This is a genomic window from Nostoc sp. UIC 10890 (assembly GCF_054786515.1).
Map to the genome: position 1 here is coordinate 7,172,123 of NZ_JBSGKF010000001.1, position 18,472 is coordinate 7,190,594.

An 18,472-nucleotide genomic window follows, 5' to 3' on the forward strand; every position below is an offset into this window, starting at 1 on the left:
TGAAAAAACAAGCCCTCAGATCGAAAAGGCTGATTCCCTATTCCACTTCATCTGAATGCTCACATCGAAACTTTCTCTCTACCGCCTGCCTAAGTCAATAATTTCAAAAATCAAAGCTGGTTATTATATAGTACATGACCTCAGCCTAATTCATGCCTATGCTAATACTAGCAACTTCTTTCTTTTTAAAGATTGCTACTCAGTATTAGTTCATTTTTTTATAGTTTGATAATTCCCTTGTTTATCCCACAATAACACTGTTCCATCGGCACTGCTACTAATAATTTGCTCTCCATTTTCACTAATGGCAACTGATAAAACCTCAGCTTGGTGCTTTTTGTTGAAGGGCTTGCCATTGAATTTGTTATCCTCTTTCTTCCACAACCATACTTGCCCATCGGTATCACCACCAATGATGGTCTTGCCATCAAAACTGATGGCAAGAGATGAGATTTTAACTGCGGTCTTAGCCTCTGAGTCAAGACTAATAGTTGTTGTGTCCGTTAGATTCTTCACCAACAAATTTCCATTGGTGTTATTACTAACAATATATTGACCGCCTTGGCTAATAACAGCTAAAGCAACAGAAGTCTGTGGTTTAGGGGTAAATCTTTGACTTAATAGAAAAGGCCGAAAAAAAAACAGAGAAACTAATGCCAGCAAGCCAATAGAAGCTAGTAGTATTAACACTATTCGGATGTTGTTTCCTTGATTTGTCTGAGCACTCTCAGGACTTTTTTTATATATATTAGGTAGAGGATATCGCATAAAACCTTTGTTTTGTACAAGAGTTGATAGCCCTCGCCAGACTCTCGCTTCTTTTAAAGTATTTTCTGCTTTGATTCCAGTGACAACTACCAATACTTCTGTATCATGTTCTGTCTTAGGTAAACTTTCTGATAGAAGAACTTTTGCTAATTTTTCTCTGTTGGAATTAGAATTTTCGGCCAGCATCCAATGTTCTGTAGGGTAACTATTTTGTGTTATAGGTACTTTGAGATTTCTCAGTTCATTATACGAAACCTCAAATCCATATTCCCCCGCATTGATAACAGCATTGTCAATTTTATTGTCTAATTCCCCCTGTAGTGAAAGAGCAGCGATTCCTCGTAATTTTTGCTCATTTTCTTCAGCATCTTGACAAATCCAAGCAACAGTATTGCGGATAGTACGACCTCGATAATCTTTTCTTTGACTTGCTTTCATACCCGTGACAAGTAAAATTAATTTCCCAGCATCACGTGCTAAAAGAAGAGAAGGTGATTCATTTTCGAGCAAGTATTTAAATTTTTTGATCTGACTAGGTTCGTTTGTCGGTGTTTGACCATTATCTGTGATTTTCTGCCAAGAATAATCATGTTCTTGAGAAACACCAGCGCTTTGAACGTAAATTTCCATTTCTAACTCCTATTTTTTAATATCCAGCCTGTCTTGACCTTGTAAAATCTCAAATCCACCAGTATATTTGCACTTTTCAGCAGATTTACGGGCAGCTTCTTTGAGATATTCATCCCAACCGAACCAACGACGAACGCGGCTAAACCACCCTCGTTTAGCATCTAAATGAAGCTTGAGTATGAAACGTAAGAGATATCGTAGTGGCTGATCGCTATCTTGGGGGGTATACTCGGCATTATGATCGATTTTACGGAAGTAAAAATGCGGTCTGCCATCGATTTCTTTAATCTGAGAAAAGAATACAGTTCCTACAGTTTGAACAGGTGTAACTATACAAGTCACCTTAGTTAGCAAATTTTCACTGCCGAACAAACGCAATAAACCACTATATTTATCTTTGATGCGCTCTACTAGCTCTTTTGCATCTTTTTCATTTTGGACATATTTTTCACACCGAACTGGTACAAGAAGAACCAGTTTTGGTTCTTCTAAATCTGCATACGTCCTTTTAAAAAAATCAGTAATTTGCTTAGGGTTATTCATCAAATCATGCCATCTGCCTTTGTTTTCCATGAGTGCTGGAGTGTCAATCGCAATCAAAACAGCGGCACATTCTTTCACAATATTATCTACAAATTCCAAATGGTTTTGGAGATAGCCACCAGGAAAATCTTGAAAAATTAGTTGTATATTTGGTTTGCTTCCAATTTTACCAAGGCCAAATGTAAAAGATTGTGGTTCTTCAGTTCCCTCCAGTCCTCCTGCTGCTTCAAAATCATTTAACAGAGCTTTTAATTCACCTAAACGTTTTGATAGCAGCGCCGAGCTTTCTGCATCAGGTGTGAGTTGAAGACCAGTTTCACCGATAGTACTCTCAAACTGCTCATACATAGCAGTTAAGATACTAGTCTTCCCCACACCTCTTTGTCCTAGCATTGTAATCTTAAGTTCTGAGGTCATTGTATTTTCCTGAATTAATTGAGAAATTTCATAGAGTTTAATTGATTGGCGGTTGCTGCCTTTTCTACTGCTTCCAGCCACTCTCGTCTGAGCCTAGTACGTTCACCCAGTAACTCAAATTCATCAGGCCATATTGAAGTGCGTTCTTCTCTTAAAAAGATTCGCCACTCTATTTCGACATCCTCTGCACGAAGTACACGATCAAGAAATTCTTCTACTATGGCAAAACCTGCTTGAGAGGGTTCGCTGAGTAATTCTTCTAAAGCTGTGTTGCATTGATAAACAGCTTCGTCATGAAGCGCTTTCAGATTGCTCATAACTTGTTGAGAATTAGGATTTTGGGGAAGTTTCAGGGTCGTTTTATCAGGAGTTAAATCATTAAGGCATTTGCGAATTCTATGTTGAACCATACCACGATAAGAAAGCTCAAATTCCGAAAGAATTTGGAAACCGAATTTTATTCTACAAGGTTGCCCTTCTATAAGTTCTTCAGGTAGTAACTTGGCGATCGCCTGAATAAAATCAGATCCTCTGGCTTCTGTTAATTCTCCTAAACGACCTTGCTCAATTAACACCCTTGATACTTGAGATTTGACCCGATTCAGGGAATTTTTCAAACCATCATCTAAACCAAGGAAATGTTTTGATAAATGAGCGCGAACTTCATTTAAGTACTCGTTATAGGCGATTTCGTATGCATTGCTCTTATTACGCCTGACTTCAATTTCTTCCAACGATGATGGAAGTTTGGTATCTTGGTAGCAAGCTTTTATAGCTGTCTCTACTGATTCTTTGAAGTCACGATCCTGCCGATCCATCTGTTCACTAAGTTCTTTAAGTAAATCCACAAGTCCGCTAGCTAGTTTCTCCCAAAGCAGTTTGAACAATACCTCAAACTTCCCTGTCTCAGCAGACTGCATGGGTTGTCCTAATGCTGTTCGGGCTTTGTCTAACTCAGTACTCACAGCACTCTGGAGTTGATTAAGCCGCTCTTGGCAAGAGGAAGCGTATTGTTTATCTAGAGTGGTAATATGAGCAGCTAAATAATTAACTACCCGGTCTAGAACTTTGGTATTGGCCTCATCAGTATCAGCACAGTTTGCCACCACACTCTCTATAACTTTGATATGTTTGTCGGTAATATCTTGTGTAAGTTGCTGGCACAGAAGAAAGTTATCACCGTAGTTTGAGCTTTTGTTTGTGCAGTTGAGAACCATAAAAGACCACTGCTCGATTGGTAAATCAACTAGAGCTGCGCGAGCAGTGTCATAAAGTTTGACATCAACATCTCCCCAGAAATCTCCAGAAGCTTTGGGCATTCTGACAAAGAGAACAGCATCAATGTCTTGACCAATAGTTCTGACTATTCTTTCTTCATCACCAATACCTGTATCTCCTAATCCCGGTAAATCAACTAGAGCAATCTGCCCAACATCATCATTGGGAAATTGACAGACAATTTTTACCTCTTTCACCGCGAGATAATTGAAATAAATACGTTCACCTTGGAGGTTGTCTTGTGCCACATATTCTCTAATTTCATCTCTAGTAATCCGACGAGGAGAAATTTCCCGAAACAGGTGACGACATTTATCAAAATTCTTATGATATTTGCGAAGATGTTCATATTTTGCGCCAACCTCAGCACCTGCAACGTTACTAGGTAGGGAAGGCAGTGGTTGAGAACCAAACTCTCCCAGAGTAATTGGTTTAGCTCCTAATTTCAACTGTTCATAATACGGAGAAATCACTTCATCCAAGAAAGACCGCTCTGTATGAAATGTGACTTCACCAAAGGTTTCAAAAGCTGGATTATGGTGAATTGTGCTACGGACTCCTGTACAGTGTTGACCACTACCATCAGGAATTTCTGCCGCTGTCAATCCGGTTAAACTTTGCAATAAACGACTTTTTCCTTGTCTGGCTCGTCCAATCACACCAATATTAAGTGTGTTTCGCAAGAAGCGGATTTTAAGCTTACTTAAAGCTTCTAACTCAGCTGCAATACTCAACTGAATCTTGGCAAAATCAATCTCTTTCAAGCGTCCGGTAACTTTTGGGTCATCAACTGTTGTTAATAACTGATTGCGGTAGTCTTCCAGATAGCGAAATGCAGAATAAATAGAGGTGAGATTTTCCTCTACCCCTTCGATTCTCTGTGCCAATGGTTGGCGTTTCTGAATAATATCGGCGATTTGGGTAGTTCTATTCATAACTATGCATACTATGTATTACGTCCAAAATTGATGTCCGATTTTGCTCTACATAATTATTCAACTTGACAAGTAAAGATTTCGGAATTCTGACAGCAATTTGATGTTTAGCGATAACAAATAGATATTTGTCTTTTTATGCTATTAACTTGCTGACTAAGCAGGGCAAATCTAAACCTCAGTATATGAAGGTCATTTATGGTTGTCGATACAGATAAAGTCTGAAAAGTTCACCTAATGTTCACCTAATGTTCATATATGGGTTGAACTATTGGTGATAAGTGTATGCTTTATCTGCTTTAGCAAGGGACTTCCAAAATGCAATTTTTTGGTGTCGGAATCCTATGATATTGTCTACTAATTTGATGGGAAATTTGAAAAATCATCTGCAAGCGATCGCAGAGAGTGACAGCCTTGTTAGCGATCGTCAAAAATGATTTCTTCTTTTTCTAGTTAATCGTTGGTACCCAAGCGCCATCCACACGCAAGTTTGCACCGTTAATATAACCAGCAAGAGGACTAGCAACAAAGCTGACTAAATGCGCTACATCTTCAACAGTTCCTAGTCTACCAGTGGGATTGCTCATCATCCCTTTCAACAGATGGTGCTTAATCTCCTCTAAATCTGTACCCCATCCTTGCGCTGCACCTATCTGAAGCATGATTGCGTTCAAACCCGGCGTGATAATTGTACCTGGACTTATCGCATTCACTGTGATCCCAGTTCCAGCTAATTCTTTTGCCAAACTTACTGTCAAGTTGAGGATGGCAGCTTTAGTTGCCGAATAGTCTGCCGTAGACATTGGTTGGGTTGCGACACTACTAGATATGTTGATGATGCGTCCCCAACTCAGTTTTCGCATTTGCGGTACTAATAGCAGAGTTGTACGCACTATAGAAACAACATTGATATTATAAAGTTCTAGCCATTGACTGGGTGTTGAGTTCATCCAGTCACGCATTAGATAAGCACCAGCATTATTAACCAAAATATCCACAGCCCCAAGAGTTGATAAAACCCTATCTAATACTTGCTCTGCCTCTATATCAGTAGCTAAATCACCAATGGCAATAAACGCTTTTCCACCATCTGCTGCAATCTCTTGAACAACACGACAGGCTTCTTTTTCATTACGACCATGCACAATTACCGTTGCCCCCTCTTGTGCCAGTGCCTTAGCGATACCTTCACCAATACCAGAGTTACTACCAGTGACAAAAGCACGTTTTCCTTTCAATTGCAAATCCATATCATTTTTTTCCTGAGTGAAAAATTTCTCTTAGAGCCAAAAAATCTTTTATGTTCATCTTCCTGCTGATACAAAGTTGCGTTCGGTTCTCAGAGACGGGACTGGAAAGAAAAAACTCTCCTTGCACTCCCATCTCTGCAAAAAATGCTGTAGAGATTTATACTAATTCAACGCTAGATTCTTTGAAGGAAGGAGCAGGGCCTAAGGCTACATTACCCCAACGCATCACAGTTGCAGTGGCATTTGCTGATGCACCGAAGGAATAGACAAGAACTAGGTCATTTTCATGAATCTTATGCGATCGCGCGGCATGATACATATTAGCCAGGGGAAGTACAGGCCCGATGTTGCCATACTGAGGATAGAGATTGATTGTGCGTTCTAGGTTAATGCCTAGTATCCGAGCGCCAAATTTGGCAAACCAGGCAGTTGGGGTATTAAAAATAAAGAAGTCGATTTGGTCGATTGTGACGTTGGCTGCTGCGGTAGCACCCTCGCAGCATCTCAGAACAAAATCGGCAGCTGTGTTGCTAATGGCTCGATTTGCTCCCTTGCCCGTCTTCATAAATAATCGTAGCTTGCCCTGAAAATCCTCTGTAATTTCAGTGTGGAATGTGCCACAAGTCTCTGCTGAATGAACGGTTTTACTGCCGAGAATTCCTTGGTTAGCTTTCAGTTTGCTAACTATAAAGGCTCCAGCACCATCACCAGTTATCCACGAAATAGTATCTCTTTCATCAAGTAGACGAGAATATGCACAAGAAGTAACTACCAGAATATTGCGGTAGTCTCCTGCTCGCACCAATGTACTAGCAGTTTGCAGCGCAACCATAGCACTTGAACACATGGAATTAAGATTCCAAGCAGCACAGCGCAAGCCAACTTGATTGACGAGAAAAGCCGCATTGCCAGCTACAATTTCCTCAGTACCGAAAGAGGTAACGATCGCTAAATCGATATCTTCTACAGAAAAATTTCCTGCCTCCAGGGCATCTCGTGCCGCACGAGACTCCAGAGTTAAGGATGACTCACCTGGAGCAAGTATCCGTCGCTCAATAGCACCCCGGAAGGGATCTTGTAAATAAGGCATCATCTCTTGGTCAAATTCGTTGCTGGGAATAGAGTCAGCAAGTGAAAATAGTCTTGCCAAACTTTTTTGTTCGGACTGAGAAACTAGTTCTGGGTACTTCTGGCGGTAGTAATCATTCGTACAGATCATACTGGGAAAGCTCAATGCTAAGGAGCGAATGCCTACTGGATAATTTTTCATCACAAATACTTCCTATAAATTTGTCACACCTTGAGAAATCAAACTGTCAATCCGACCTTCAATTGGGACAACTTCTGTCGGATCGATAACCACATCAACGATGAAGGGAGTCGCAGAAGCGATCGCTTTCTCTAGGGCTGTTCGGATATCAGACTCATTTTCCACACGAATACCATCGGCTCCCATAGCGCAAGCAACTTTAACAAAATCCACTTGCGGAATCTCTACATCCATATCGGTGAAACCTTGTAACGCAGATCCCTGACCGCACATGTTGTAACATCCATCGTTGAGGATAATCCAAACAGCAGGAATCTGGTATCTCACAGCCGTGCTAACTTCACTGTTCATGAGCATTGCACCATCCCCAACAATGGCCACTGCTTTTGTATTGCGTACCAGTGCTGCACCTACAACACCCGTGACGAAATGACCCAAAGAACCGAATCCGGTACTAGCTCGGTAACGACCCGGTTGAGTAAATTGCAACAAGTGATTTCCCCATGCCAGTGAGTTACCAGCCTCGGTCATCACTATGGCATTGCTCCCTTCAACAATCACCTGTTGAATTGCATCCATGAGTACTTTTGGTCGTACCAAACCTTTCATCTGTAGATTGATTTGTTTAAGCTCAGGGCGAGGCAATGCCAGCATGGATGCTTGATTTTGGGCCTTAGGAAAGTGTTTTAGCAGCGCCTTCACAAACACTTGTATATCGGACTGAATGGCTAACGTATCGACAGATGGATATGCAGTCCCCGGTACCTCCGGGTCGATATCAACATGCACAAAACCTTGCAAAGGAATCATGGCGGGATTCCAGAATGAGGTAAGTTCACCAAGGCGCGTTCCGAGTACTAACATTCGCAGAGGTCGGTGCTTTTGCATATAAGTTAAAACTGATCCATGTCCAGCAAAGCCCGTGACCCCCACAAATTGAGGATGATTCTCTGGAAAAATACCTTTGCCACGTGGCGAACAGATGACAGCCGCCCCTGTCCTCTCAGCAAGCTGACGAATTTCTGCTGCTGCACCTCTTGCACCAAAGCCAACCCAGATGGCAAATGTTCCCGGCGACAACAACCGCGCACATTTTGAAATTGTTTCCTCACTTGCGGTTGCAGGAGCAAATGAGAGAGCCACTTGTGAAAGTGATGTCTTAGTTAAACCTGCTTGGATATTGGTGGGGATACTTATATGTGCGACAAAGCCACCTGGTTGAGCTAAACCCAGAGCAAGCCGTCGATAGACCTCTGGAAGTTCATCACTAGATTCGAGGCTAGTTGCATAATCAAACAGAGATCCTGAGGTAAAAATTCCCGTACTGGGCATCGTGTAAGTACTGGTTTCTTGGCAGGCCCACCGTCCCCGTTGGGATGCTGAGGTAGAAGCTGATATAAAAATTATTTTTGCGCCCTCCCAGCGGGCAGCAAATAAACCTGTCAAAGCATTGGTAATCCCTGGCCCTGTTGTAGCAAACACCACGACGGGGCGATCGCTAACAAAGTATGCTTCAGTGGCTGCAAAAGCTGCTCCCGCTTCATGTCGAAAATGAAGCACCTGAATAGAACTATATTGCAGAGCGTGCCACAAAGGTACAATTGCTCCCCCTGATACACCAAATGCATATTGCACTCCGAGTTCTTCCAGAATCTTAACTATTGCAGAAGCCACCGAAACAGGTACAACATCCAACTGTGTGTTTGGTTGGATATTGGTAATAGGTGGGGGGCTTAAAGATGACTGAGTTAAAGTTGAAATACCAGAGCCAGATTCATAATTTACAGGATTATTCTGATCTGGTGCTTTCGACTTACTAGGATTGATATGAAAGGATTTAGCACTCATAAATTAAAAAAGTAGATAAAGAAGATAGGTACAAATTGACAAGTTAACTTTCTGGCTTAATTGGTGGATAAAATCTACCAAGATGCTATTTTTTACTTTAAAAAATAGAGCTTTTTTGAACATCATGTTTCGCTTGTTTGCTTGCCTTATAAATTAATCAAACTTCATTGCTTACTAAGTTCCAGCCTGAGAAAGACTGACTTATTTCTGGTTTATACTGACTTTTGCTGTTTATAATCAGTGTGGTTTCTGTCGGAGAAGGTATGCCTCGATCGCTCACAGTTCGTCAGGAATACGTTGGGAAAGTAAAACTGGCAATTAGGCGTAACGGCTTTGCCAGCCAAAAAGCCTTGGCTGAGGATGTAGGACTGGCTTTAGCGACAGTCAGCAACTTCTTGACTGGTAAACCTGTTGACCATGCGACGTTTGAAGAACTCTGTCACAGATTGGCGCTAGACTGGAAAGAAATCGCCGACTTAAATTTTGAGGCTTCCTCCAAAGCTATAAGTAAAGATGCTCAGAAAAAAAGTAGCAATAAACGCCAGAACTGGGGAGAGGCGATTGATGTCTCAATTTTCTACGGTCGCAAGCAAGAACTAGCGACCTTAAGGCAATGGATTGTGAGCGATAATTGCCGATTAATCGCTTTAATTGGCATGGGTGGGATTGGCAAAACTGCTTTGTCTGTGAAGGTAGCACAGCTTTTGCAAGATCAATTTGAGTTCCTAATTTGGCGAAGTCTTCGTAATGCTCCACCAGTTGAAGAACTGCTGACCGATCTAATTAGCTTTTTTTCTCAACAGCAAGAAACTGTTGTGGCAGAAATCTTAGACCGTAAAATCTCTCGACTAATTGAATATCTGCGTTCTTCACGCTGTTTGTTAGTGCTAGATAATGCTGAGTCAATTTTATGTAGTGACGAACGTGCAGGATCTTATCGACAAGGATATGAAGGATATGGACAACTTCTCAGATGCTTAGGAGAGACTAACCATCAGAGTTGTCTGGTATTGACCAGCCGAGAAAAACCTAGAGGAATTAACATCAAAGAAGGTAAAAATTCTCCTATTCGTTCGCTGAAGTTGTCTGGTTTAACGCAGGTAGAAGGTCAGACAATTCTGGCAGAAAAAGGCTGTTGTGTATCAGAAGACCAATGTCAAGTACTTGTGGAGTATTATGCAGGCAATCCTTTGGCCTTGAAGATTGTTGCAACTACTATTGAAGACTTATTTGATGGTAATACTGCTCAGTTTTTACAACAAGGCACTATTGTATTTGGAGATATTTCAGATTTATTAGGGCAGCAGTTTAATCGTTTGTCAACTTTAGAACAACAAGTGATGTACTGGCTGACGATTAATCGAGAATGGGTATCGTTCACAGAGTTACAAGGTGATATTATTCCTGCTATCTCACTAAAAGCTTTGTTAGAAACGTTAGAATCTCTCCAATTACGTTCACTAATTGAAAAAAAATCCGGCAATTTTACCCAGCAGCCAGTAGTAATGGAGTATGTTATTGACCGATTAATCGAACAAGTTTACCAAGAAATTCAAGCTGGAGAAATATCACTATTTGATAGTTGTGCATTAATCAAAGCTCAAGCCAAAGATTACGTAAGAAATGCACAAATTCGGCTGATCCTCCAGCCAATTGCAGATAAACTGTTAAACCATTTTGGCAGTCAAGAAAATGTTCAAAACTCCTTGAATCAGCTTTTATTAAAACTGAGGTCGTTTTACCTCCGCAAACCAGGATATGCGGCTGGTAATCTTCTTAATTTACTCTGGCAGCTGCATCTGGATATTAGTGGCTATGACTTTTCCAACTTAATTGTTTGGCAAGCTTACTTACAAAGCATGAATTTGCATCAAGTAAATTTTGCTAACTCGGATCTGAGCAAGTCTGCTTTGACTCGAACCCAGGGAGGTGTCTTATCAGCAACCTTTAGCCCTGATGGAAAGCTGCTGGCAACATCCCTTGATCATGAAATTTGTTTGTGGGAAGTTGCAAAGTTCAAACAATTTATTACCTGTAATGGTCATACTGCCTCAGTACGATCTCTTAACTTTAATCCTGATGGACAAATTTTAGCTAGTGGCAGCAACGATCAAACGGTAAGGCTGTGGAATGTTAACACTGGACAATGCCTCAAAACTCTACAAGGTCATACTAGTGGTGTAGAATCTCTGAGCTTTAGTCCTGATGGACAAATTTTAGCTAGTGGCAGCAACGACCAAACGGTGAGGTTATGGAATGTTAACACTGGGCAGTGCGTGAAAATGATGCTAGGGCATACGAGTCGGGTTATTTTTGTGGCATTTAATCCAAATAGGCTGACTTTGGTTAGTGCTAGTGAAGACCAAACTGTTAGAGTCTGGGATGTTGACACCGGGGAATGTCTGCGAATTTTTCCGACTCATATCAATTGGGTGCAATCTATTGCTCTTAGCCCAGACGGACAAACATTAGTAATTGCGAGTAATGGTACAACGGTAAAATTTTGGGATTTAGTCAACGGTGAGTGCATTAGAACTTTACCAGACTACAACAGTCATATATGGGCAGTTGCTTTCAGCCCAAATGGTCAAATACTGGCAACGGGAAGTGAAGATAAAACAGTCAAGTTATGGGATATTGTTAGAGGAGAATGTCTGCAAACTTTACATGAGCATAGCGATCGCGTTTGGTTAGTTGCCTTCAATCCAGATGGACAAACTTTGATGAGTGCCAGCGAAAGCCAAACAATGAAGCTATGGGATATTCATACTGGAAAATGCTTGAGAACACTGGAAGGTTACAGTAATTGGGTGTTATCTGTCGCTTTTAGCCCAGATGGTCAAATATTAGCAAGTAGTAGCGAAGACCAAACAGTAAGATTATGGGATATTGCTACAGGAAAATGCTTGCGAACCTTACAGGGACATACTAACTTGGTCTCATCAGTCACTTTTGATTCCCAAAACATAGATGTTCGCAAAGTAGGCAAACGCGTAACCTTAGATGAAGAGACTCGGAAGCTGCAAAAAAGTCAGATTCTTGCTAGTGGTAGTGATGACACAACCGTAAAGCTTTGGAATGTAAATACGGGTGAGTGTTTTCAAACACTTTGGGGACACAGTAGTTGGGTAAATTCAGTCACTTTCAGCCCAGATGGACGAATTCTGGCAAGTGGCAGTAGTGACCAAACGGTAAAACTTTGGGATTGGCATACAGGAGAATGCCTGCACACCTTAGAAGGACATATTCAGAAAGTAAAAACAATTGCCTTTAGCTCTCAAGGGACTAAACTGGCGAGTGGCAGTGATGACAACACTATCAAGCTTTGGGATGTAAGTACGGGAATTTGTCTGCAAACGTTTCAAGGACATGATGATTGGGTTTTATCTATTGTGTTCAGTCCCTGTGCAGACATCCTTGCTAGTGCTAGTGGAGACCAGATGATTAAGCTGTGGGATGTTTCTACAGGGGAATGTTTACAAACATTTCAAGGTCATACATATCGAGTCAGAACAATCGTCTTTAGCCCAAGTGGCAAGACTTTAGTCAGTGGCAGTGACGATCAAACAGTGAAACTATGGGATGTTAATACAGGTGCTAGTCTCAAAACATTTCAAGGACACCACAAAGCAGTACGGTCAATTGCGTTTAGTCCCAATGCCCCCATGTTTGTTAGCAGCAGCGAAGACGAAACCATCAAGCTTTGGGATATTGAAACAGGCGAATGCCTGAAAACAATGAGAGTTGATAGACCCTATGAAGGGATGAACATTAAAAACGCAATTGGTTTAACAACATCTCAAAGAAACACACTGATAGCCCTAGGAGCAGTAGAGAGATGAATTTAATGTTATGATTTTGACAAAATAACTAATTGTTACAAAATTTGGTTGAAATACTAAATATGAATAACGAAGAAGCTAAAAAAGCTTTGGAAGCCGAAGTATTAGATAATACATCCGTTGATACTAATATTATAGAGCAGCCAGTTCTTCCAAATTCAACTGACCCTCAAGATAGTCATAATAATTCGCGTTCTCCAGGGAAAGACAGAGGTGGCGATCACTCTGTTAAAGCTCAGAATTAGGTTGTGTTACAAAAACTAATGGAGAACAAAAGACCCGCTTGCTTGGGGCCTGTTTGTAGAGCTGTTCATTTGGTGCATTGTCGTGGCGTTGATCTGCGGTAGAAGACAACAGTGCTAGTATGTCGAACATGGGCTGTTTGTAACTCTTGAGTTGTCGTTGTGGAAGACAATAACTCTACTACACCATCTCTCTCCCTTCATCCTCTTTTTTTGGCGAAGGTATTGATGATAGGATGAGTTATTTTAAAAAAAATGGGCGTTGCATATTTGCGGGATGATTTTGCTAGTTTTGTGGGATGGGCCGAAAAGCCATTGGTGTCAACTTAACGCGAAACCGCACGTCCGCCAGTCCGCCAGGGATTGTAAATCCCTGTCTCATAGCTAAAGTCCTCTGAAGAGGACTAAAGATTGCAAAAATTTTCAGTCTACTTCAGTAGACTTGAGCAATTAGTCAGGGATTTACAATCCCTGGCGGGTGAACAACACCCAATCAGTACGCTATTTTTGGCTGAAGTTGACACCAGTGGCTTTTCGGCCCACCCTACAAGAATCATCCCTTGATTCAGCAACGCCGGATATCCAATTGAATATCGACTGGGCGATTTGGGCAGAGCAACCACCATAATTTTTCGATTTTACACTCACTCTCCAATCCCTAATCCCCAGTCCCTTTTACACAACCTGCAAATACAAGGAACTGGGAATTGGGCATGAACATTAGACACAGAGCAATACCCACGTATCGTTTGAAGAAAGCGGCTAGTAACGCAAAGTGGAATTAAAAATTAAAAATGAATACAGCATAAGGGTTTCGTTGATTTGGAATGATTGGTCTATTTCCGCCGTGTTGTACTAGATAGTTTTCGGGCACGCTTGTACATCGCACGATTAAATTTACAGTAGGTAAACTTCTTAATATACCGCAAATTTTTTTTGCAAGAGACCTCTTGTAGGATGAGAACTTAAGAGATTAAAAGCAATTAAATAAAAAAATAAAACTTAAAAGAGATTGAAGTAAAACTCTCATAACTGGGGGTAATAAGAGAGCCAGAGACATAGTTCTACTCGTTTCCGCCGCAGGGAGATGGTTCAATCATCACGTTTAGGAGAAACCGATGAGAAAGCTGATGAGAATCGTTCTTCTCGCGCTAGCCGGTGTGGTGATGGCACTGGCGTTCACGCTCGCCTCGTTTGCCCAAGACCGACCGACAAAGGCAAAAGTCGTCTACCTGGATCAAGGTTGGTCTCAAGAGGATCGGCTACGCTATTACTACACCTCACAGGGTTCGGCTGCGATGTCTTACGATATCTTCCTAAACCTTGAGGCGGCGAATAATCAGGGGCTGTTCCGTGCCGACGATAATCTCGCCAGGTATGGATTCGTCCCCCAACCCGCCGATTCCAAATACAACCCGAACGGGCTACCCATCGGCATAACCAGGACGGTGGTAACGGACGGACGATGGAAAGGCAAGTGGGTCGGATTGACGTGTGCCGCGTGTCATAACGGACAGATCGAACACAAGGGAACCAAGATCAGTATTTCGGGCGGTAACAACACCACACTCGATGTTCATGCCTTCATTGAGGGACTGGATGATACCCTGGCGGCAACGGCAGCCGATCCGCAAAAGTTCGCTCGGCTAGCAGAGAACCTGGGACAGCGCGATGATGCTGGTAAAGAAGCGTTACGCAAGCGTCTGGAAGAGGAGGCGGCGGCAGTTCATGGCTATCGCGGCATCCTTGCGGTAACACCGACCGTTGTTGGCCCGGGACGCATGGATGCACTTCGCCTGATTCACAATCAGGTGCAGTCCCGTTGGCTCGATATTCCGCAAAACTGGGTAGCGCCGATCGCACCAGTCAAGCCGTCTTTCGTCTGGAACATACCGCAGTCAGCCTGGGCGCAGTGGAGTGGTGTCTTGTTTGATCCCATCCTTCGCAATCAGGGTGAATCTCTGGGGGTGTTTGCGAGGATGGACTTAACGTCGGAGACACCGAAGTTAGGGCTGTTCGACTCTACCGTAGACCTTAAGGGCCAAATTGCCAGCGAGGCTCTCCTACGGAGACTTGCACCACCTCAATGGCCCGAAGGTGTTCTCGGCAAGATTGATCGAGAGAAGGCCGCCAAGGGAGCGCAACTGTTCGCGCAAAACTGCGCCGGATGCCACTCCAGCTGGCCGCATCGTTGGAGCGAACCCAAAAAGCAAGGCAAGCGATTTATCGAGAATGCGATCGTCTCCGTCGATGTTATCGGCACCGATCCGGGGCAGTTCTCAAGTCCGCAGTTCGAGAGTAACCCGACGGTCAAGACTGGACGGATGAGTGAGTATCTGCCGGCGCCGGACACTGGAGCTGCGATCGCTCCACCGCCCGTTGTTTTCCAGGCGATACAGCGTGGGATCTTTGACAAGGCAGTAGCCAAGCTCAAACTCAGCGATGAGGAACTCGTCTCGGCACACGGCTATCGGGCTTCTTATCCAGAGCCGCCCGATCCGATTCCGGCGATCGGCTACAAGGCTAACCCGCCTGAAGGTATGTGGGCCTCACCGCCCTTCTTACACAATGGCTCAGTGCCGAATCTCTACGAATTGCTGCTTCCAGACAATGAGCGGTCTAAAACGTTCTTCATCGGGCGAGAGTTCGATCCGGTGAAGGTCGGCGTGGACACGTCTGGGAAATCTGGGAAGTTCCTATTTGACACCTCGCTGGTCGGCAATTCCAACGCTGGACATTCGTTTGAGAACAGACCTACCGGGAAAGGGGTTATCGGACGACTGCTGACTGAGGATGAGCGCTGGGCATTGGTCGAGTACATGAAGTCCATCCCGAACCAGTCCCGACAGATTGCTCCATTTGGTGGGCCAAAAGATCCTATTCGTGCTTGGCAAGATAAGACGTTTTTCCACGTCAAAAACCCAGGCACTTACAACGGCGCACCCCAGTTGTCACCTGCTTCAACGACAAAGCCTGCTCTAGCCCAAGAATCGATCAACCCAGGCGAAATTGTCACCTTTAGGAGGGATTAATGAGCAAGCTGATAAGAATCGTTCTTCTGGTGCTAGCCAGTGGGATGATTGCACTGGCGTTGACGCTCCCTTCCTTCTCTAACCAACCCCGACAGATCACTCCATTTGGCGGGACGAAAGATCCTATTCGTGCTTGGCAAGATAAGACGTTCTTCCACGTCAAAAACCCAGGCACTGACGACGGCGTACCCAAGGAGGTATCGGCGCCAAAGCCAGCCGTCCCTGCTCTAGCCCAAGAATCCATCGAGCCGGGTGAAAAGGATCTCATTGATTCGATCCTCAACGCGTCGCTGGCACGACTGCACACCCAGTTTCCACCCGGTACTCGGCCAGTCTTGCGCGACGCGCATCCGAAAGCACACGGCTTGGTATATGCCGAATTCATCGTGCTCGATAATCTCCCAAAAGAATTGCGCTACGGCGTGTTCAAGACGCCGCGCACGTTTGATGCCCTGATCCGGTTTTCTGCCGGGAATGTCGAGGTTCAAGAGGACAGAGTGCCACAGGCTGCCGGAATGGCAATCAAACTGTTCGGAGTCGAGGGCGAGAAACTGCTTGCATCGGAAAAGGATGCTAAGACGCAAGATTTCGTGATGATCAATTTCCCAACCTTCTTCGTAAGAAACCTCAAGGATTATGAACTCTTGCATCAGGAAATGTTGAAGGGTCAGATCGAGAAGTTTTTTGAGAGCCGACCCACGGAACTCAAGGCGATCATGTCCATGCGATCGCAGCCATTGTTCAATCCCGTCCAGATTCGCTACTGGAGTCAGACGCCATACTTGCTAGGGCCGAATGCGATTAAGTTCTCAGCTACCCCGATTTCCCGGAGCACTAACCGCCAGCCAAAGACGATGGGGCCAGACTTCCTGAGAGAAGTCATGAAGAAACAGGTTGGATCAGAAGACGTTTATTACGAGTTTGCTGTCCAGATCCAAGCCGATCCAATGACGATGCCTGTAGAAGATCCTCTGGAACTGTGGGACGAAATGGTGTCTCCCTTTCAACAGGTCGCGATCATTCGCATCCCGAAGCAAGATATTGACGCTAACGGTAGGGTAGAGATGGCAGAGAACCTCGCGTTCACGCCTTGGCATTCCTTACCCGAACATCGGCCCTTGGGTTCGATGAACCGATCGCGACTGCTCATCTACGAGAAGGTGTCTGAGTTTCGCCGCAAGATGAACAATGTGCCTCGCAAAGAGCCGAATCAGATCCCCATAGGCCATACTAGAAAAAATTGACGGTAATTTTCTGATCCCTGGACAAGAAATTTACCGCTTGGGTTTCTACAGTGTCAGGCATGGAAAACCACTAAAGGTTGTGTTTCACTGTAAATTAAATTATTTCTGAAAAGGAAAAAACCGTGAAACATAGTGTTTGTTTCACGGCTTTCCGTGTGGTGTGAGGAGCTTAACTATATATCATGATAAAGTAACTGCTCAAGTACAATACACTCGTAACATTTTTGGTAACAGATTTTTTTTGCGATGACACTCTCAGATGTGAGATTTAATCAAACTACGGCTTGCTAAACCAAACGATATTGACCAAGAAAAATGCACGGCGCATTGATTTTCAGCGCAAGGGAATACCGCAACGGGCAAGCTATATCCCGGATTTCTCACCACACCTCTTAAAGCCTGTGCAAGTGCCGGGGAGAAGTAATAAGTAATGAGTAAGAAGTCAGAAGTTTTTACTTATTTATTTTAAATTAAATTAAATGAAATTATAGTCATGGGAAGTTCAAGGTTGGCCAATGAAGATTACATTGGCCAAAACTTGTACTTTTGCTAACTCGCACACGAGACGTTGAGCTTGATGTTTATAAAGTGCTATTGGCAAAACTCTCGGCAAATTATTCATCCATTGCCTAGCAGTAGTAGAACTACATCCCGTAATCAAAAGTATCTCTTCAGCACCATACATAATGGCATTTGTCGTTAAAGCTTTTTCAATCTGCACCTGCCAAAGGCGAGGCAGCATTTCACCCCATTCAATTCGCTGCAAACTACTACTTGTGGCTAAAACAATCAAGCGATCGCCAGCATCAAGCTTAACATCATACCAGGGCATCAAGGAGTAATTGTCTTGCTGATATTTCTGGTAGAGAATCGGCACAACACTGTATCCATAGGCTATTTCAGATAAAAGCAACCCGTTGAGAGTATCGCCATCTTCAATCTTGTATTCCGTCACCATGACTATTCTAGTAAGCTAGGTACTTCTGGGACTTCCCAATGTTCAGGCTGCACATCATTAATGGCGCTGACTTTTACATCGTATTCTTTTAGAACTTCAACACAATGTTGCCCTAAACTTTGGAGTCCGCATACTAAAAAAAGGTCTTGGGGTTTTTTTGATTGCTGGTAGGAGGATGCACTTTCTGTTGATGGCAGCATTCAATACTGCTAACA

The 18,472-nt window shown here is 43.3% G+C and carries 13 protein-coding genes; 5 read left to right on the forward strand and 8 right to left on the reverse strand.

Translation table 11 applies throughout. The features are described from left to right. Window positions 1-210 precede the first annotated feature (210 nt). The 6 genes from ACWATR_RS29765 to ACWATR_RS29790 all read right to left on the reverse strand — a co-directional run bounded on the left by ACWATR_RS29765 (window position 211) and on the right by ACWATR_RS29790 (window position 8,939). The gene (locus ACWATR_RS29765; RefSeq protein WP_460339985.1) at window positions 211-1,398 is read right to left on the reverse strand and encodes a WD40 repeat domain-containing protein; all 1,188 of its coding nucleotides are present in this window, start codon (window positions 1,396-1,398) and stop codon (window positions 211-213) included. 9 nt (window positions 1,399-1,407) lie between these two features. After that, a complete protein-coding gene (locus ACWATR_RS29770; RefSeq protein WP_460339987.1) occupies window positions 1,408-2,358 on the reverse strand; it encodes a hypothetical protein in 951 nt (316 codons plus the stop codon). Window positions 2,359-2,372: 14 nt separating this feature from the next. Continuing rightward, window positions 2,373-4,571: a hypothetical protein gene (locus tag ACWATR_RS29775; protein WP_460339990.1), complete on the reverse strand. Its 2,199-nt coding sequence runs from the start codon at window positions 4,569-4,571 to the stop codon at window positions 2,373-2,375. A 449-nt stretch (window positions 4,572-5,020) separates the two neighbouring features. Next, on the reverse strand, window positions 5,021-5,821 hold the full coding sequence (locus ACWATR_RS29780) for an SDR family NAD(P)-dependent oxidoreductase (protein WP_460339993.1): 801 nt from the start codon (window positions 5,819-5,821) through the stop codon (window positions 5,021-5,023). A 157-nt stretch (window positions 5,822-5,978) separates the two neighbouring features. Then, a complete protein-coding gene (locus ACWATR_RS29785) occupies window positions 5,979-7,091 on the reverse strand; it encodes a 3-oxoacyl-ACP synthase III family protein (RefSeq protein WP_460339996.1) in 1,113 nt (370 codons plus the stop codon). A 12-nt stretch (window positions 7,092-7,103) separates the two neighbouring features. After that, entirely contained in the window at window positions 7,104-8,939 is a 1,836-nt protein-coding gene (locus ACWATR_RS29790; protein ID WP_460339998.1) for a ScyA-related TPP-binding enzyme, read from the reverse strand. A gap of 263 nt (window positions 8,940-9,202) precedes the next feature. On the opposite strand from ACWATR_RS29790, the gene ACWATR_RS29795 reads away from it, so the two are divergent. The 5 genes from ACWATR_RS29795 (at window position 9,203) to ACWATR_RS29815 (ending at window position 17,299) form a co-directional block, all read left to right on the forward strand. After that, complete coding sequence (locus ACWATR_RS29795) at window positions 9,203-12,781, forward strand: WD40 domain-containing protein (protein ID WP_460340001.1); 3,579 nt, start codon at window positions 9,203-9,205, stop codon at window positions 12,779-12,781. 62 nt (window positions 12,782-12,843) lie between these two features. Further along, window positions 12,844-13,026, forward strand: a complete 183-nt coding sequence (locus tag ACWATR_RS29800; protein ID WP_228676327.1) for a hypothetical protein — start codon at window positions 12,844-12,846, stop codon at window positions 13,024-13,026. Between the two features lie 475 nt (window positions 13,027-13,501). After that, a complete protein-coding gene (locus tag ACWATR_RS29805; protein ID WP_460340005.1) occupies window positions 13,502-13,651 on the forward strand; it encodes a hypothetical protein in 150 nt (49 codons plus the stop codon). Between the two features lie 490 nt (window positions 13,652-14,141). After that, the gene (locus tag ACWATR_RS29810; protein WP_460340008.1) at window positions 14,142-16,055 is read left to right on the forward strand and encodes a di-heme-cytochrome C peroxidase; all 1,914 of its coding nucleotides are present in this window, start codon (window positions 14,142-14,144) and stop codon (window positions 16,053-16,055) included. Further along, window positions 16,055-17,299, forward strand: a complete 1,245-nt coding sequence (locus ACWATR_RS29815; protein WP_460340011.1) for a catalase family protein — start codon at window positions 16,055-16,057, stop codon at window positions 17,297-17,299. Before ACWATR_RS29810 ends, ACWATR_RS29815 begins: the two co-directional genes overlap by 1 nt. Window positions 17,300-17,801: 502 nt before the next feature. Here the strand turns inward: ACWATR_RS29815 and ACWATR_RS29820 are convergent. Together ACWATR_RS29820 and ACWATR_RS29825 are read right to left on the reverse strand one after the other, a co-directional pair. Next, window positions 17,802-18,257: a hypothetical protein gene (locus ACWATR_RS29820; protein WP_460340015.1), complete on the reverse strand. Its 456-nt coding sequence runs from the start codon at window positions 18,255-18,257 to the stop codon at window positions 17,802-17,804. 2 nt (window positions 18,258-18,259) lie between these two features. Continuing rightward, window positions 18,260-18,457, reverse strand: coding sequence for a hypothetical protein (locus tag ACWATR_RS29825; RefSeq protein ID WP_460340018.1), 198 nt, complete (start codon window positions 18,455-18,457; stop codon window positions 18,260-18,262). Window positions 18,458-18,472: the final 15 nt, after the last annotated feature.

Excerpts from the sequence above, each read along its gene's own strand:
- ACWATR_RS29775 (WP_460339990.1), bottom strand. The coding sequence starts at position 4,571 with ATGAATAGAACTACCCAAATCGCCGATATTATTCAGAAACGCCAACCA.
- ACWATR_RS29785 (WP_460339996.1), bottom strand. The coding sequence starts at position 7,091 with ATGAAAAATTATCCAGTAGGCATTCGCTCCTTAGCATTGAGCTTTCCC.
- ACWATR_RS29795 (WP_460340001.1), top strand. The coding sequence starts at position 9,203 with ATGCCTCGATCGCTCACAGTTCGTCAGGAATACGTTGGGAAAGTAAAA.
- ACWATR_RS29815 (WP_460340011.1), top strand. The coding sequence starts at position 16,055 with ATGAGCAAGCTGATAAGAATCGTTCTTCTGGTGCTAGCCAGTGGGATG.
- ACWATR_RS29825 (WP_460340018.1), bottom strand. The coding sequence starts at position 18,457 with ATGCTGCCATCAACAGAAAGTGCATCCTCCTACCAGCAATCAAAAAAA.
- ACWATR_RS29790 (WP_460339998.1), bottom strand. The coding sequence starts at position 8,939 with ATGAGTGCTAAATCCTTTCATATCAATCCTAGTAAGTCGAAAGCACCA.
- ACWATR_RS29820 (WP_460340015.1), bottom strand. The coding sequence starts at position 18,257 with ATGGTGACGGAATACAAGATTGAAGATGGCGATACTCTCAACGGGTTG.
- ACWATR_RS29765 (WP_460339985.1), bottom strand. The coding sequence starts at position 1,398 with ATGGAAATTTACGTTCAAAGCGCTGGTGTTTCTCAAGAACATGATTAT.
- ACWATR_RS29810 (WP_460340008.1), top strand. The coding sequence starts at position 14,142 with ATGAGAAAGCTGATGAGAATCGTTCTTCTCGCGCTAGCCGGTGTGGTG.
- ACWATR_RS29770 (WP_460339987.1), bottom strand. The coding sequence starts at position 2,358 with ATGACCTCAGAACTTAAGATTACAATGCTAGGACAAAGAGGTGTGGGG.
- ACWATR_RS29800 (WP_228676327.1), top strand. The coding sequence starts at position 12,844 with ATGAATAACGAAGAAGCTAAAAAAGCTTTGGAAGCCGAAGTATTAGAT.
- ACWATR_RS29780 (WP_460339993.1), bottom strand. The coding sequence starts at position 5,821 with ATGGATTTGCAATTGAAAGGAAAACGTGCTTTTGTCACTGGTAGTAAC.